The organism is Planococcus beigongshangi, assembly GCF_016820495.1.
In the GTDB taxonomy this organism is placed as follows: Bacteria; Bacillota; Bacilli; order Bacillales_A; family Planococcaceae; genus Planococcus; species Planococcus beigongshangi.
The window spans coordinates 825,193-840,659 of sequence record NZ_JADHDU010000001.1 but is presented as its reverse complement, the minus strand read 5'-3'; the positions used below and the strand labels follow the sequence as shown (position 1 = coordinate 840,659).

13 protein-coding genes are annotated in these 15,467 nt (G+C 48.7%); 1 reads left to right on the top strand and 12 read right to left on the bottom strand.

The features are described 5' to 3' along the window. Positions 1–14: 14 nt before the first annotated feature. The gene (locus IQ294_RS03945; RefSeq protein WP_203332690.1) at positions 15–617 is read left to right on the top strand and encodes a trimeric intracellular cation channel family protein; all 603 of its coding nucleotides are present in this window, start codon (positions 15–17) and stop codon (positions 615–617) included. A gap of 52 nt (positions 618–669) precedes the next feature. Here the strand turns inward: IQ294_RS03945 and IQ294_RS03940 are convergent, their stop codons facing one another. From IQ294_RS03940 to recA, 12 genes are all read right to left on the bottom strand, one after another. Beyond that, entirely contained in the window at positions 670–969 is a 300-nt protein-coding gene (locus IQ294_RS03940; RefSeq protein WP_203332689.1) for a rhodanese-like domain-containing protein, read from the bottom strand. Between the two features lie 148 nt (positions 970–1,117). Further along, complete coding sequence (gene hfq, locus IQ294_RS03935) at positions 1,118–1,342, bottom strand: RNA chaperone Hfq (protein ID WP_203332688.1); 225 nt, start codon at positions 1,340–1,342, stop codon at positions 1,118–1,120. A 10-nt stretch (positions 1,343–1,352) separates the two neighbouring features. Beyond that, positions 1,353–2,309, bottom strand: a complete 957-nt coding sequence (gene miaA, locus IQ294_RS03930) for a tRNA (adenosine(37)-N6)-dimethylallyltransferase MiaA (RefSeq protein ID WP_203332687.1) — start codon at positions 2,307–2,309, stop codon at positions 1,353–1,355. Next, complete coding sequence (locus tag IQ294_RS03925; protein WP_203332686.1) at positions 2,302–3,222, bottom strand: alpha/beta fold hydrolase; 921 nt, start codon at positions 3,220–3,222, stop codon at positions 2,302–2,304. The genes miaA and IQ294_RS03925 overlap by 8 nt, the downstream gene beginning before the upstream one ends. Continuing rightward, positions 3,219–4,883 carry a glycerol-3-phosphate dehydrogenase/oxidase gene (locus IQ294_RS03920; protein WP_203332685.1) on the bottom strand — a complete coding sequence of 555 codons (1,665 nt, stop codon included), beginning with the start codon at positions 4,881–4,883 and terminating at the stop codon, positions 3,219–3,221. The genes IQ294_RS03925 and IQ294_RS03920 overlap by 4 nt, the downstream gene beginning before the upstream one ends. A 5-nt stretch (positions 4,884–4,888) precedes the next feature. Beyond that, the gene (gene glpK, locus IQ294_RS03915) at positions 4,889–6,388 is read right to left on the bottom strand and encodes a glycerol kinase GlpK (protein WP_203332684.1); all 1,500 of its coding nucleotides are present in this window, start codon (positions 6,386–6,388) and stop codon (positions 4,889–4,891) included. A gap of 14 nt (positions 6,389–6,402) precedes the next feature. Next, a complete protein-coding gene (gene mutL / locus IQ294_RS03910) occupies positions 6,403–8,220 on the bottom strand; it encodes a DNA mismatch repair endonuclease MutL (RefSeq protein WP_203332683.1) in 1,818 nt (605 codons plus the stop codon). A 4-nt stretch (positions 8,221–8,224) separates the two neighbouring features. Then, entirely contained in the window at positions 8,225–10,750 is a 2,526-nt protein-coding gene (gene mutS / locus IQ294_RS03905; RefSeq protein WP_203332682.1) for a DNA mismatch repair protein MutS, read from the bottom strand. A 127-nt stretch (positions 10,751–10,877) separates the two neighbouring features. Continuing rightward, the gene (locus IQ294_RS03900) at positions 10,878–11,303 is read right to left on the bottom strand and encodes a YlbF/YmcA family competence regulator (RefSeq protein ID WP_203332681.1); all 426 of its coding nucleotides are present in this window, start codon (positions 11,301–11,303) and stop codon (positions 10,878–10,880) included. Between the two features lie 370 nt (positions 11,304–11,673). Then, positions 11,674–12,471 carry a TIGR00282 family metallophosphoesterase gene (locus tag IQ294_RS03895; RefSeq protein WP_203332761.1) on the bottom strand — a complete coding sequence of 266 codons (798 nt, stop codon included), beginning with the start codon at positions 12,469–12,471 and terminating at the stop codon, positions 11,674–11,676. 65 nt (positions 12,472–12,536) lie between these two features. Continuing rightward, the gene (gene rny, locus IQ294_RS03890) at positions 12,537–14,093 is read right to left on the bottom strand and encodes a ribonuclease Y (protein WP_203332680.1); all 1,557 of its coding nucleotides are present in this window, start codon (positions 14,091–14,093) and stop codon (positions 12,537–12,539) included. Positions 14,094–14,334: 241 nt separating this feature from the next. Further along, a complete protein-coding gene (recA, locus tag IQ294_RS03885) occupies positions 14,335–15,396 on the bottom strand; it encodes a recombinase RecA (protein ID WP_203332679.1) in 1,062 nt (353 codons plus the stop codon). Positions 15,397–15,467 lie beyond the last annotated feature (71 nt).

Here is a 15,467-nt window from a genome sequence, read left to right as displayed (position 1 = left end):
GGGGAGTGATAAGCATGGCCTGGGAAGTTCTAAGTGCGATCGGCACGATCGCTTTTGCTATATCTGGCGCCATTATTGCAATGGAAGAAGAATATGATATTTTCGGCGTCTATCTCCTCGGTTTTGTTACCGCTTTTGGAGGCGGGGCTGTCCGCAATCTGCTGATTGGCGTTCCGGTTTCCGCCTTATGGGAACAGGAAATGATGTTCCAGCTTGCTCTGGTCTCGATTACTATAGTGTTCCTGTTTCCACACCGGCTGCTTGGTCAGTGGAACCGCTGGGGGAATTTCTTCGATGCCATCGGATTATCCGCTTTTGCCGTTCAAGGGGCGCTATATGCAGTCGAATTAAATCTTCCCATCTACGCAGTAATCGCTGCAGCTGTGCTGACAGGGTCAGGAGGCGGAATCATACGGGATCTATTGGCGGGACGGAAACCACTTGTACTGAAAGCTGAAATTTATGCGGTGTGGGCTGCCCTTGCCGGATTATTGATCAGTTTCGATTTGATCAGGGATGATATCATTTTGTATTTATTGTTTACCTTGATCACAGTTCTGCGGATTTTTTCCTATACCTACAAATGGCGTCTGCCGTCCAGAAAAATTACATCATAAAAAACTGCCGCCCGGAAAATTCCGGGCGGCAGTTTTAATTAGCTCAATCATTTTACGCCTGTGATTCACCGTTCCAGTTCAGCATTCCGCCTTCAACATTAATGGCTTCCACTCCCTGGTCATTCAGGAATTCACTTGCGCGGCCGCTGCGGGCACCAGAACGGCAGACCATGTAATAAGGTTTTGTATCGCCCAGCTCGCTGACGCGGTTCTCGATTTCGCCAAGAGGAATATGCTTTGCCCCGGGAATCATTCCGGCAGCCACTTCATCCGCTTCACGCACATCGATGATATTCAAGTCTTCGCCAGCTTCCAAGCGTTGCTGCAACTCATCAGTTGTAATTGTTTTCATATTTTCCACCTCCGAACCAATTATCTACTTTAAAATCCTATCCCCAAAATTTCCCGCTGTCAAATGAAAAACCGGCCACGAAAATGGGCCGGTTCTCAATAGAATGACTGTTGCCTGTCAGAGCTGAACGGCCGCCGTCGCTTTTCGGTTATTCCTGATGTTCGATCGACACCGGTTTAGCCGGTGAAAATGTGGAGATGGCATGCTTGTAAATAAGCTGTTGTTTTCCGTCTGTCTCAACCAGCACCGTAAAATTATCATAAGATTTAATGGTTCCTTTCAATTGGAAGCCATTGAGTAAGAAGACTGTAACAAAAATATTATTTTTACGAAGCTGATTTAAATAAACATCCTGAATATTTACCGGTTTCATGATTATCCCCCTATTTCCCCTGTTCTTTTTTTGATGCACCAATTAATTCAATTCGACGCTCCCGCTCGTTTTCCTGCATAAACTGCTCAATTATTTCAATATTTTCCTGCAAAGGCTTTTGGCCGTCTATCCAGAAGATCGGCAATTTATTGCGGAAGTAGGTCAATTGCCGTTTAGCATAATTCCGTGAATTCTTTTTAAGTTTTACAATCGCCTCAGCCAGATCCAGTTTCCCATCAAGATACGCGTACATTTCTTTGTAGCCGATCGCCTGAATCGACTGCACATCCCTTAGCCCTTTCGCATGAAGGGCACGGACTTCATCCAGCAGCCCTTCATCCATCATCCCATCGACCCTGCGGTCAATTCTTTCATATAAAAGGTTCCGCGGCATATCGATGCCGACGATCACTTCATTGTACATCGGCTGCAATGCGAGGCTCCGGTCAACTTTTTCCTCACTGCCAAGCAGGATTTCAAGGGCACGGATCACTCTTCTTGTGTTATTGGGATGAATATCAGCCGCCGGATCCAGTGCAGTCAACTTTTTATGCATATGAAGAGGCCCATACCGGTCCAATTCATCGTATAGATCTTCACGCAGCTTTTCGTCCACCTGGGATTCTGTAAAACGGTAATCGAATAAAACGGCCTGGACATAAAGTCCGGTTCCTCCGACAATTATCGGCAACTTGCCGGCTGCAGTTATTTCTGTGATTTTACTCCGCACCAGCTGCTGATATTCCGCTACAGAAAAGGGCTCTTCCGGATTTTTTATGTCCAGGAGATGATGCTTCACGCCATCCATTTCCTCAGGCTTCACCTTGGCAGTGCCGATGGACATATCCCGGTAGATCTGCATGGAATCACCGTTGATGATTTCACCATTCAGTGCTTGTGCCATTCGGATAGACAGTGCCGTCTTTCCTGATGCTGTCGGCCCTACGATGGCCAGTACCTCAATCATGTGCAGCCATCCAATCTGCCAGGAAGGGGAAATATTGCTCTTTCTTCACTTCGTGCAGCAATTCATGGCGTCCATCTTCCCCTAGATAAACCTGAACATTTTCGACTCCCGCTTTCAGATAATCAGCAGCGGAAGCAAACAGATCTTTGCCGTTATGGCCGACGGGATCCTGAGATCCGCTGATCAGGAGGATCGGCAAATCTTTTCGGATTTTAGCGAGTTCCGATTTTTTATTGATCAGCAGCATCCCTTCAAACAAATCTGCATAAAACTGATTCGTAGAGATGAATCCGCTCATCGGATCTGCATCATACTTCGCAACTGCACTTGCATCACTGCTGAGCCAGGCGAAAGTGGAATCCTCCTCTTTGAAACTCCGGATGAACGGTCCGAAAACAATCGCACCGATCGCTTTGCTTTTTTCATCCTTACCGTTTAATCTGCCGTTCGCCTTTGCCAGTAATATTCCAAGTTTGCCGGCAACTCCCGGATTTCCGCCTGTCCCTGAAAATACGGCACGGGATACCCGGTCACTGTGCAATTGGATGAAGCGGCGCGCAACAAACGACCCCATACTGTGGCCAAACAGGATGAGCGGCAGATCGCCCACCTGCTCCTGAACTGCGGAAATCACTTCCTCCGCATCCTGAACGACGCGTTCAAAGCCTTGCTGTTCAGCGAAAAATCCTTCCACGCCATTTCGTTCCGCTGTCCGGCCATGTCCCCGCTGGTCGTGTCCTGATACGGAAAATCCGCACGCTGTCAGGTACTCGATAAACTCTTCGTAGCGTCCGATATGTTCAGCCATCCCGTGAATGATATGGATATGCGCTGTCGCATTTTCCCGGTCATACACTTCATGGAAGATTTCATGGCCGTCACTCACCGTAAGAAAACTTTTTGTAATTTTCATCGCGGCACCCCTCGCCCGAACCGGGTGGCTTTATCAATCTCGGCAAGAAGCTCTGCACGGTATTGCTGTTTCTGCTCTTCAGTATAATTCAAGTGTTTCGCCATAAATTCGAGGACCTGGTCCTGATAGCGAATAACATCCTGCAGATGGAAATAAAGGTCGCCTGTGCGCCGGATAAAGAAGTCACTCGGCGTCATGGCCATTTCATCTTCAATTGCGTAGGCAACGACTGCAGCCAGTTCATCCGGCAACCCATCTTTATGCGGTTCAGCCGAGCGTTTCCAGTACTGTTCAAAAACTTTTCCGGCATTGGTGCCGAAAAACTGGGAGAACATGCGGCCCTTATCCGGACTCAATCCGAATTGCTCCGATTGGAGAGCCATCGACTGGACAAAGCGGGAGAAATTTTTGGAGCCGCCAAAATCACCGCCGGATAACGGCAATTTTTTTGTAACAGATTTCCCGTATTTTTTGCTTCCGTCTTTTTCCAGAGTCTTGGTGACACGATCAACAATCGCTTCAGCCATTTTTCGGTACCCGGTCAATTTTCCGCCGGCAATTGAGATCAAACCGTTTTCAGATTCCCACACTTCATCTTTCCTTGAGATTTCTGACGGTCCTTTCCCTTCCTCATAGACGAGCGGACGTACACCCGCCCAAGTGGACTCAACATCCGAAGGCGTAAGCTTCATTGACGGAAACATGGATTCGACTGCCGCTAAAAGATAGGCAACATCCTCTTCGGAAGCTGCAGCCTCTGCCGGATCCCCCTCATAAAAAGTATCTGTCGTCCCGATATATACTTTATCGTCCCGCCGAACAGCGAAAATCATCCGACCGTCCGGTGCATCGAAATATACCGGCTGAATGAGAGGGAAAGTCTTCCGGTCAACAACAATATGCACCCCTTTAGTCAGGCGTATCTGTTTATCGGCGGATTTGGAATCGATATCGCGGATTTCATCCACCCACGGTCCAGCCGCATTGACCACTTTCCGTGCGCCGATTCCGATTTTTTTACCGGTAATGGAGCATTTCGCTTCAACGCCCGAAACCTTTCCATTACTGTAAAGGAAATCTTCGGCTGTCACGTAGTTGAGGCATAATGCCCCGAGTTCGGAAGCTTTTTTCAGAATTTCCATTGTCAGACGGGCATCGTCGGTGCGGTATTCCACATAATAACCGCCGCCCTGGAGACCTTCTGCTTTCAAGAGCGGCTCTTTTTTCAAAGTTTCCTCTGCAGACAGCATTTTTCGGCGCTCCCCTTTTTTGACACCAGCGAGCGAATCGTAGACTTTCAAACCGACTGAAGTCGTGAACGGACCGAATGTGCCCCCTTTATGAAAAGGCAGCAGCATCCACTGGGGCTCTGTCACATGAACGGCATTTTCGTAAACGACTTCCCGTTCACGTCCGACATCCCGGACCATCTTGATCTCGTACTGCTTTAAATAACGAAGTCCCCCGTGGATCAATTTCGTGGACCTGCTGGAAGTGCCTGAAGCAAAATCATTTTTTTCAATCAATGCCACCGACAGACCTCGCGAAACGGCATCCAGGGCAATGCCCGCTCCTGTAATGCCTCCGCCGATGACAAGCAGGTCGAATTGAAATTTGTCCAGGTCTTCCATCTTTTTATCTCGAAGCTTGGCTGAAAGCATGTCCCTCACTCCTCTCTGCTGAAATAGCGGGTGGCAGCAACCGCTTTTTTCCACCCTTTATATAAAATTTCCCTGTCTGATTCCGTCATCGATGAACTATAGACTTTCTGTGTTGACGACAATTCTTCTATTTCCGACAGGTCCTGCCAGAATCCGGTTGCCAGCCCTGCCAGATATGCCGCTCCTAAGGCAGTGGTTTCATTGAGCCTGGCAAGCTCCACGTCTTTTCCGAGTATATCGCTCTGGAACTGCATCAGGATTGTATTCGCTACGGCACCGCCGTCAGCACGAAGCAATTGGATCTCGATACCTGAATCTTCCTCCATGCAATCGAGCACATCTTTTGTCTGGTAGGCGAGCGATTCCAGCGTCGCCCGGATAAAATGCTCTTTTTCCGTACCGCGTGTCAAGCCGAATACGGACCCCCGCGCTTCCGAATCCCAATACGGCGTACCCATGCCGACAAAAGCAGGGATGACGTAAACGCCGTCAGTCGATGGCACACGGTTTGCATAATCTTCCGAATCGGCTGAGGTTTTTAACATACGCAGGCCGTCACGCAGCCATTGAATGGCGGAACCTGCCACAAAGACGCTTCCTTCGAGCGCATAAATAACTTTTCCGTCAAGTCCCCAGGCAATCGTGGTCAATAGGCCGTTATCCGATTTCACAGGTTCTTCTCCCGTATTCATCAGCATGAAGCAACCTGTACCGTATGTATTTTTTGCCATGCCTTTGTCCACACAGTGCTGTCCGAAAAGAGCGGCTTGCTGGTCGCCCGCTATGCCCGCAATCGGCACCCGCTGCCCGAAGAACACACTGGGATCGGTATCACCGTAAACTTCGGAAGAAGATTTGACTTCCGGCAGCATCGACATAGGAATATCCAGCCTCTTACAGATCTCTTCGTCCCATTCCAACTCATATATATTATAGAGAAGCGTTCTGGAAGCATTCGAATAATCCGTCACATGGACTGCACCGTCCGTCATTTTCCAGATCAGCCAGGAATCGATTGTGCCAAACAGCAAATCGCCTTTTTCAGCGGATTCTCTCGCACCTTCCACGTTGTCCAGGATCCATTTCACTTTCGTGCCTGAAAAATAAGGATCGAGCAGCAAGCCGGTCTTTTCCCGGAACCACTCTTCCTGGCCGTCCTTTTTGAGCCCATCGACAATCGCCTGGGTCTGACGTGACTGCCAGACGATTGCAGGATAAACCGGCTGTCCTGTTCTTTTATCCCAGACTACCGTCGTTTCCCGCTGATTCGTGATGCCGATGCCGGCGATCTGCGTTTGCTGGACCCCGCTTTCGGTCAAAACAGCTGCAAGCACAGACAGTACCGTCCCCCAGATTTCATTCGCATTATGCTCCACCCAGCCCGGTTTGGGATAGGATTGCCTGAATTCCTTTTGGGAGCTGTGCACCAATTCCCCTTTTTTATTGAATAAAATCGCCCTCGAACTGGTCGTTCCTTGATCGATCGATAAGATATAGCTTTCCAAACAGCATACCTCCTCTAATTCATGACTCGTTTAAACATTTTCTCAACATCATACGTCCTGAAATGAATGATGACCGGGCGCCCGTGCGGACATGTAAACGGCTGTTCCGCAGCTTTCAGGTCCAGCAGCAATCGTTCCATATCCTGTTTCTGGAGATGATGATTGGCTTTGATCGAGCGCTTGCAGCTCATCATGATCGCCGCTTCCTCCCGCAGTTTTTTGACGTCTGCCCGGCTGCCGTTCAATACCTGTTCGATCAATTCCTCAATGATTTCCTGTTCAAAGCCTTTCGGGAACCAGGTCGGATGTTCGCGGACGATAAATGACGAATCGCCGAACAATTCCAGAAACACCCCGATTTCCGACAGGCTAGCCAGATTTTCCACCAGGCGCAGCGCTTCGTCCCGGCTGTAATGGAAAGTTAACGGCAACAGCAGCGACTGCCGCTCCATGGCGTCCGCCTGCCCCACTTTTTCACGGAAGTATTCATATTTGATCCGTTCCTGCGCGGCATGCTGATCGATCAGATAAAAGCCATCAGAACTTTGTGCGACGATATAAGTGCCATGGATCTGGCCGACCACTTCCAATTCTGGAAATTGCGGACTCTCCTCTATTCCCTGATGACCGGAAGAATATTCCTCCTGCGCCACAACCGGTTCAGGAAATGTTTCAGCCTCTTCAATTTCAGCGAATTTCTGTTCTTCAACGGGAAGCGCAGGTTTCGGCGTTGGCTGCACTTCCATCTTCTGTTCGTTCACTGCAGCAGCGGTTTTCCAGAAATCGAGCTGTTTCGACGGGGCAAAGGGCGGTTTTTTCGGCTTCGGTTCTTCGATGACCGGGGCACGCACTGCCGAGCTTACAGCCTGCCGAATGGTGTTGTAGATCAGTTCCAGCAATTCCTTTTCTTTACTGAGGCGGATCTGCTGTTTTGCCGGATGCACATTGACATCCGTCAGATAAGGGTCGCCTTCGATATTCAAGACCGCGATCGGCTGCCGCTCCAGGGGCAGGAATGTGTGATAGGCGCGGTGAACGGTTGTCGCGATGGTGTAATGCTTCACCCAGCGGCCGTTGACGAACAATGAAATATAGTTTTTATTGGCACGCGTGATTTCCGGAAGCGATGTATAACCGGATATTTTATAATCCTGCGATTCGCCTTCGAATGGAATCATTTTTTTCGCGATTGCAACGCCGTAGATATCAGCCAATACGCGGCGTATTTCCCCGCTTCCGGAGGTCTGCAGAATCGTTTTGCCATCGTGTACCAGTTTGAATGCGATGCTCGGATAACTGAGAGCGATCCGGTTCATCAGATCGATCGTATGTCCAAGTTCAGTCTGCAGCGTTTTCATGTATTTGAGCCGCGCAGGCGTATTGAAGAACAACTGGTCGATTTTGATATCCGTCCCTTGACGCAAAGCGTGGGCACGGTGCTCGATAAGACGGCCGCCTTCAAGCTGTACATAATTCCCGCTGACTCCATCAGAAGTCTGCAGCGTCACTTTCGATACCGAGGCAATGCTTGCCAGCGCTTCTCCGCGGAAACCGAGTGTGCGGATCCTGAACAAATCATGCTCGTTTTCAATTTTACTTGTTGCGTGACGGGAAAAAGACAGCAAAGCATCTTCGCTGCCCATTCCTGCGCCGTCATCGATGATCTGTATGGAAGACAGGCCGGCCTCTTCCAGGAGCACTTCGACCGTCCTGCTGCCGGCATCGATGGCATTTTCAACTAATTCCTTTACGACCGAAGTCGGCCGTTCCACGACTTCACCCGCCGCGATTTTATTGGATAAAGGTTCATCCATCAAATGGATCTTGCCCATAGAATCACTCCTTCCGGTTCAGCTTCATCTGCAGATCGTTCAGCATCTGCAATGCTTCGAGCGGTGTCATCGTTGCTATTCCGGCGTCCACAATCGCCTGGATCACTTCTTCCGTATCGGTATCCCGTTCATCGAAAAAGGATAATTGTTCGATATGCTGCGTCTGCTGCGCTTTTTCCTGTTCAAACGTCTTCAGCAATTCACGGGCTCGCGACAGGATCTGCTGCGGCAGATTCGCCAGCTCCGCCACATGGATTCCGTAGCTCTTATCCGCCGGTCCGTGTTTCACCTTATGGAGGAACACGACTTTTCCGGATTGCTCCATCGCCGCCACATGGACATTGCTGAGTCGATCAAGCGATTGATCGAGCGCCGTCAGTTCATGATAATGGGTTGAAAATAACGTATTAGCGCCAATCTTCTCATGGATATATTCAATCATCGACTGGGCCAGCGCCATGCCGTCGTAAGTAGACGTGCCCCGCCCGATTTCATCGAACAGCAGCAGGCTTCTTTCTGTCGCATGCGTGATGGCATATTGGGATTCGAGCATTTCGACCATGAACGTGCTTTGGCCGGATACCAGATCATCCGCTGCGCCGATCCGCGTGAAAATCTGATCGACTATCGGCAGCGTCGCCTTTTCAGCAGGGACGTAGCTCCCGATTTGTGCCAGTACGACAGTCAATGCCACCTGCCTCATATACGTACTCTTACCGGACATATTCGGTCCCGTGATGAGCAGCATATTGCTGTCTTCACTCATGACACAATCATTCGGCACGTAATGCTGCTTGTTGAGCATTTTTTCAACGACCGGATGACGCCCTCCGATAATGGAGATTTCCCGGCCATCCGTAAATGCCGGTTTGATGAAGCGATATTTTTCCGCTGTATCAGCGAAACTGATGAACACATCCAGTTCGCTCAATGTGGAGGCAAGCTGCTGGATGCGTGAAATGTATTGTTTGACTTCATCTCGGATCGCTGTAAACAGCCGGTATTCCAGATTCAGGCTTTCTTCTTCAGCCGTCAGGATCAGCGATTCCTTTTCTTTTAACTCAGGTGTGATATAGCGTTCTGCATTTGCCAGCGTCTGTTTGCGCTCATAACGTTCCAGGTCCGCAAGATGCATATTCGCTTTCGAGATTTCAATATAATAGCCGAAAATACGGTTATAACCGATTTTCAATGACTTGATGCCTGTTTTTTGACGTTCTTCCTGTTCCAGTTGCGCGATCCAGTCTTTCCCGTTGCGTGAGGCATCCCGGTATTCATCAAGCTGCTGGTCATAGCCTTCCCGGATGACGCCGCCTTCTTTCGCTGACAGCGGGGGATTATCGCTGATGGCACCCAGCAGCTCGCAAACTTCGCCGCAGCGATCCAAAGTCCCTGCAAAATCCGCCAGCTGCTGATTATTTGACGCAGCCAGTTCATCGATGATGCCCGGAACTTTTTCCAGCGAGCTCCGCAGCTGGGCGAGATCGCGTCCGCTTGCACTGCCGAAGGCGATGCGTCCGCTCAGCCGTTCCAGGTCATAAACTTCCTTCAAGGCATTCTGCAATTCGACCCGGGTAAAATAATGCTCGATCAAAGACTCGACCATCCCTTGGCGGCGTTCGATACGCCTCCTGTTGGCCAGCGGCTGATGCAGCCATTGCTTCAGCTTCCGGCTGCCCATCGCCGTAACCGTTTCATCCAAAAGCCAGAGCAGAGTCCCTTTCGTTTCTCCGCCGCGTATTGACTGTAGCAGTTCCAGATTGCGCTTGGAATGGAAATCGATGCTGAGCAATTGCCCTTCTTCACTGTAGACAAACGGCTGGATATGCTCCAGCGACTGCTTCTGCGTGCGGGCGATATAAGTCATCAGCCGGTGACTTGAACCTGTCAGATCTGCCGGGCAATCCTTCACAAGGGCCTTGTCCAGTTCATAGGCAAACTCCATGGGCTCGATCGACAGCAGCAGATCCTGCGCATCTTCATTCAGCAATAAAAACAGGGAGTCGGAAACGACCAGTTCACGAATTCCCAGCGACTGCAATTCCTGCAGCAGCGCTTTTCCCTGGCCCATTATGTAAGTTGCAGTGGATTCACCCGTCGAAATATCTATGTAAGACAATGAAAAGCCGCCGGTCAATTCTTCAGCAGCTGCTATAAAGTGGTTGGATTTCGAATCCACGCTCTTGCCTTCGGTATGTGTGCCCGGTGTGATCAGACGGACCACTTCCCGCTTCACGACACCTTTCGTCAATTTCGGATCTTCCACCTGTTCACAGATTGCCACTTTATGCCCTTTCGCAATCAGCTGGTCGATATAATTTTTTGCCGCATGATGCGGAACCCCGCACATCGGAATGCGGTCATCTCCATTGCCGCCTCTTGAAGTCAATGTGATTTCGAGCAATTGCGACGCCTTCAGCGCATCCTCATAGAACATTTCGTAAAAATCGCCGAGCCGGAAAAACAGGAACGCATCCTGGTAATCCGCTTTCACTTGAAAATATTGTTGCATCATTGGTGTAATCGCCATGTTAAAACCTCTTTCGCAATCGATTCTTCGTTTCTACATTATACCAAATATACAGATGGAAAAGAAAAAACCGAAAGAGTGTCGCTCTTTCGGCTTTAAAACTGTATGGATTAAATTCAATTGGGAATCAGCATTTGCCCGGCGTAGAGTTTTTCACCTGTGAACCAGTTTCGCCGCGTAAAAGATCGCCGCCTGTTTCCGTGATGATATTGTTCGTCACCTGATTGGCAATTGCAGAAGAAACCAATTGAAGCAATGAATTGACATCCGATTGGGATTGTTTGAATTCCTGTACAATCGGAACCGCGTCGATTTCTTCTTCGATTTTCTGGATCTTTCCTTCGATCAAGGCAAGTGCACGTTCCTTGCCGTAAGCCTGGAAGTTGACTGCCTGTTTCTGCAGGCTTTTCAGGCTGGCAATCTTTTCACGTACTTGCTGGTTTTCGTTGATTTGCGCTTCCGCACGTTTGAAAAAGTCCACTTCTTCTGTAGCTGAGATCATGTCAGCCACTTCGCGTGCTTTTGCTACGATTTCATCTTTTGAATACGTCATCTATAGGACACCCATTTCTTGGCCAGCGGCGACATCTCTCAGTTCACCGTTTATTGACCGTATTTTAATTTCAGTGAGGTTAGACTATCGATCCGGCATTCCATAAAACCGCTCTGAAGCGCTGGATTCCGGATTTTTTAATCCAGCCTATATTGTTTAAATGATTGTTCCATTCGAATCTGCTGAATCGCCCATTCGACTTGCCATCGCTTTTGATTGTACAGGTAAATGCAGATCGCCGACAAGAATTCCGCCTCAGCACAGAAACTGAATAGGGAACTTTTCTATTCTGCCTTCATTATACTGAATCGGCAGGCACCTCTTCAAGCTGAATACTTCAATTGTCGGAGAATCGTCACGAACAGCCTGCTCATCCGCGGAACGGATAATCATCGTTGATGTAAATCCGTTCACACGAAATGGCTTTGCCCGTTTCGTCATCAAGCTCCGCGAAGAATCCGCTGACAACTGAACGCCCGCGCTTCGGCACTTCAAAACGGGTCGGCATATTCGTTTTGAAACGGTATAACACCGAATCCTTGCTCATGCCAAGCACTTCATCGTAAGGGCCTGTCATGCCAACATCCGAGATATAGGCTGTGCCGCCCGGCAGAATGCGGGAATCCGCGGTCTGGACGTGGGTATGGGTGCCGACCACCACAGAGGCACGGCCATCCAGATGCCAGCCCATTGCAATTTTCTCACTGGTTGCTTCTGCGTGGAAATCCACAAATACGAGCGGGGACACCGCTTTGGCTTCTCCCAGCAATTCATCGGCTTTTTGGAACGGGTCGTCATGCGGCGGCAGGAACACGCGGCCGTGTAAGTTGATCACCGACAGTGTCTTACCGTTTTTCGTCAATGTCGCCATGCCGCGGCCCGGTGCTTCCGGCGAAAAGTTGGCCGGACGGATCAGATAATCCACTTCGTCGATAAAATCGAAAATTTCCTTCTGGTCCCATGTATGGTTGCCCATCGTCACCATATCGACGCCCATGAACAGCAGGTCCTGGTAGATCGCTTTCGTGATTCCTCTGCCTGCTGCCGCGTTTTCGCCATTTGCGATGACCGCATCCGGCTGATATTTTTTCTTCAGTCGGGGAAGGTAGGATTCCAGTGCATCCCGTCCGATCGATCCGACTATATCTCCAATAAACAATACTTTCATGCCATCACCTTTTCCCATAAGAAAAAGGCTTCTTTGAATAGACATTCATCGAAGCCTTTATCCTATTATTTTGCGTATTCAACTGCTCTTGTTTCCCTGATTACAGTCACTTTGATATGTCCTGGATAATCCAGCTCTTCTTCAATCCGTTTACGGATATCACGGGCCAGACGGTGCGCAGTCATATCATCGATCTGTTCCGGTCTGACCATGATACGGATTTCACGTCCTGCTTGAATAGCGAACGATTTCTCGACGCCTTCATAGGATTCTGAAATCTCTTCAAGTTTTTCCAGACGGCGGATATAATTTTCCAGTGTTTCACTTCTAGCTCCCGGCCGCGCCGCTGACAGGGCATCTGCCGCTGCAACGATGACTGAAATGATTGAAGTCGCTTCAGTGTCGCCGTGGTGGGAAGCGATGCTATTAATCACGACTGGATGTTCTTTGTATTTGGTTCCAAGTTCAACCCCGATTTCAACATGGCTGCCTTCCACTTCATGGTCTATCGCTTTTCCGATATCATGAAGAAGTCCCGCGCGCCTTGCCAAGGTGACATCTTCGCCAAGTTCAGCTGCCATCAAGCCGGAAAGGAATGCAACTTCCACGGAATGCTTGAGGACATTCTGCCCGTAACTTGTACGGTAGCGCAGACGGCCAAGAATCTTGATCAAATCGGGATGCAGATTATGTACCCCAACGTCAAATGTGGTCTGTTCACCAATTTCACGGATTTGCTCATCAACTTCGCGTCTGGACTTTTCAACCATTTCCTCGATCCGAGCCGGATGTATGCGGCCGTCGGATACCAGTTTTTCGAGTGCCAGTCTGGCAGTTTCACGTCTGATCGGGTCGAAACCTGACAGAATGACTGCCTCCGGAGTATCATCGATGATCAAATCGATGCCCGTCAATGTTTCAAGCGTACGGATATTGCGGCCTTCACGGCCGATGATCCGTCCCTTCATTTCGTCATTCGGCAAGTTGACCACTGAAACAGTCGTCTCTGCCACATGGTCAGCAGCAAAACGCTGCATGGCCAACGATAGAATATTCTTCGCCTTTTTATCAGATTCTTCTTTGGCGCGGGATTCACTTTCTTTAACCATCACTGCAATATCGGTAGAAAGTTCGTTTTCAACCTGTTCGAGGATGATCGACTTCGCTTCTTCCCGAGTCAGAGATGAAATCCGCTCCATTTCAGATTGCTGCTGGCGAACCAATTCTTCAGCTTTGCTTTCCATCTGTTCAATATGCTGTTGTTTTTCAGCAAGGGCTTCATCTTTCCGTTCCAGCCCAGCTTCCCTTTTGTTTAATGCATCATCCTTGCGATCCAAATTTTCTTCTCTCTGCAACAACCGATTCTCTTGTTTTTGAAGTTCTGATCGGCGTTCCCGAATTTCAGATTCTGTTTCAGTACGCAATTTGTGATTTTCGTCTTTTGCTTCCAAAAGGGCTTCTTTCTTCAGTGCATCTGCTTCTCTCTTTGCATCTTCAATAATCTGCTCTGCAGAGTTTCTCGCACCTGCCATTTTGGACTCATTTGATTTTTTCATTACAAAATAACCAACAAACACACCGACGAGTAGACCAAGCAAAGCGAAGATGATCACGTTATCCATTCGGACACCTCCTCTTGCTATTCGTTTTAACGGTTCAAAAATAATAGATTCTCTGTTTCTTTAAACGATGTAAAATTAGTGAATTATACAGTTTTAATTGTATAGATGGACCTTTAAAGTGTCAACCCGGTGGGCACCCGGGAACTTCAACAGCCCTCTGTTTCCGGAAGACTATAAAAATAAAGTAAAAAGCTGCTGGAAACAAAGCATCGCTTTGGATCCAACAGCTCATTATCCGGACTTATTCGTCGTCCTCATCAATCAGAAGATTGAACTCTTCCGGTTCTTCTTTTTTAGCCGCAATTGTATAAGATGCAGCAGCCATACCGTATTGTTCGCGGATTTTCCCTGCAATCTCATTGCTGATATCAGTGTGGTCGCGCAGGTATTGCTTCACGTTTTCACGTCCCTGGCCAATACGTTCTTCCTTGTACGAATACCATGAACCGCTCTTCTGGATGATTTCCAGTTCTGATCCGATATCCACGATTTCACCTTCTCGTGAAATCCCTTTACCGTACATGATATCAACTTCCGCTGTGCGGAATGGCGGTGCAACTTTGTTTTTGACAATTTTAATCTTCGTTCTGTTACCAATAATGTCAGTGCCCGATTTCAACGCTTCAGCACGACGGACTTCCATACGGATGGAAGAATAGAATTTCAATGCGCGTCCACCAGTTGTCGTTTCCGGGTTACCGAACATGACACCGATTTTTTCACGGATCTGGTTGATGAAGATAACAATTGTATTCGATTTGTTGATGATACCGGATAATTTCCGGAGAGCCTGAGACATCAGACGGGCCTGCAAGCCCATATGTGAGTCGCCCATTTCCCCTTCAATTTCCGCTTTTGGAACAAGTGCAGCAACCGAGTCGACTACGACGATATCAACTGCTCCGCTTCGCACCAATGCTTCACAGATTTCCAGAGCCTGCTCGCCTGTATCCGGCTGTGATAATAATAACTCATCGATATTGACACCGAGGTTCTGTGCATAAACCGGATCCAGTGCATGCTCTGCATCGATAAATGCTGCCGTTCCGCCTGTAGCCTGAACTTCTGCAATCGCATGGAGAGACATAGTCGTTTTACCTGAACTCTCTGGACCATAGATTTCAATAACACGTCCGCGCGGATAACCGCCTATTCCAAGTGCAGAGTCGACTGCCAGTGAACCACTTGAAACCGATGAGATATTCCGGTCGCTTTTCTCCCCTAATTTCATCACAGACCCTTTACCAAACTGCTTTTCTATTTGTTTTAACGCTACATCCAACGCTGCTTTACGATCACTCAAAAGAAATCCTCCTCTTAGTTAAAACCAATTTTCTACCTGTTTCTAGTATACTAGGTTATTGAGAAATACAC

Excerpts from the sequence above, each read along its gene's own strand:
- IQ294_RS03925 (WP_203332686.1), bottom strand. The coding sequence starts at position 3,222 with ATGAAAATTACAAAAAGTTTTCTTACGGTGAGTGACGGCCATGAAATC.
- rny (WP_203332680.1), bottom strand. The coding sequence starts at position 14,093 with ATGGATAACGTGATCATCTTCGCTTTGCTTGGTCTACTCGTCGGTGTG.
- IQ294_RS03920 (WP_203332685.1), bottom strand. The coding sequence starts at position 4,883 with ATGCTTTCAGCCAAGCTTCGAGATAAAAAGATGGAAGACCTGGACAAA.
- IQ294_RS03945 (WP_203332690.1), top strand. The coding sequence starts at position 15 with ATGGCCTGGGAAGTTCTAAGTGCGATCGGCACGATCGCTTTTGCTATA.
- mutL (WP_203332683.1), bottom strand. The coding sequence starts at position 8,220 with ATGGGCAAGATCCATTTGATGGATGAACCTTTATCCAATAAAATCGCG.
- hfq (WP_203332688.1), bottom strand. The coding sequence starts at position 1,342 with ATGAAACCGGTAAATATTCAGGATGTTTATTTAAATCAGCTTCGTAAA.
- IQ294_RS03900 (WP_203332681.1), bottom strand. The coding sequence starts at position 11,303 with ATGACGTATTCAAAAGATGAAATCGTAGCAAAAGCACGCGAAGTGGCT.
- mutS (WP_203332682.1), bottom strand. The coding sequence starts at position 10,750 with ATGGCGATTACACCAATGATGCAACAATATTTTCAAGTGAAAGCGGAT.
- IQ294_RS03940 (WP_203332689.1), bottom strand. The coding sequence starts at position 969 with ATGAAAACAATTACAACTGATGAGTTGCAGCAACGCTTGGAAGCTGGC.
- miaA (WP_203332687.1), bottom strand. The coding sequence starts at position 2,309 with ATGATTGAGGTACTGGCCATCGTAGGGCCGACAGCATCAGGAAAGACG.
- IQ294_RS03895 (WP_203332761.1), bottom strand. The coding sequence starts at position 12,471 with ATGAAAGTATTGTTTATTGGAGATATAGTCGGATCGATCGGACGGGAT.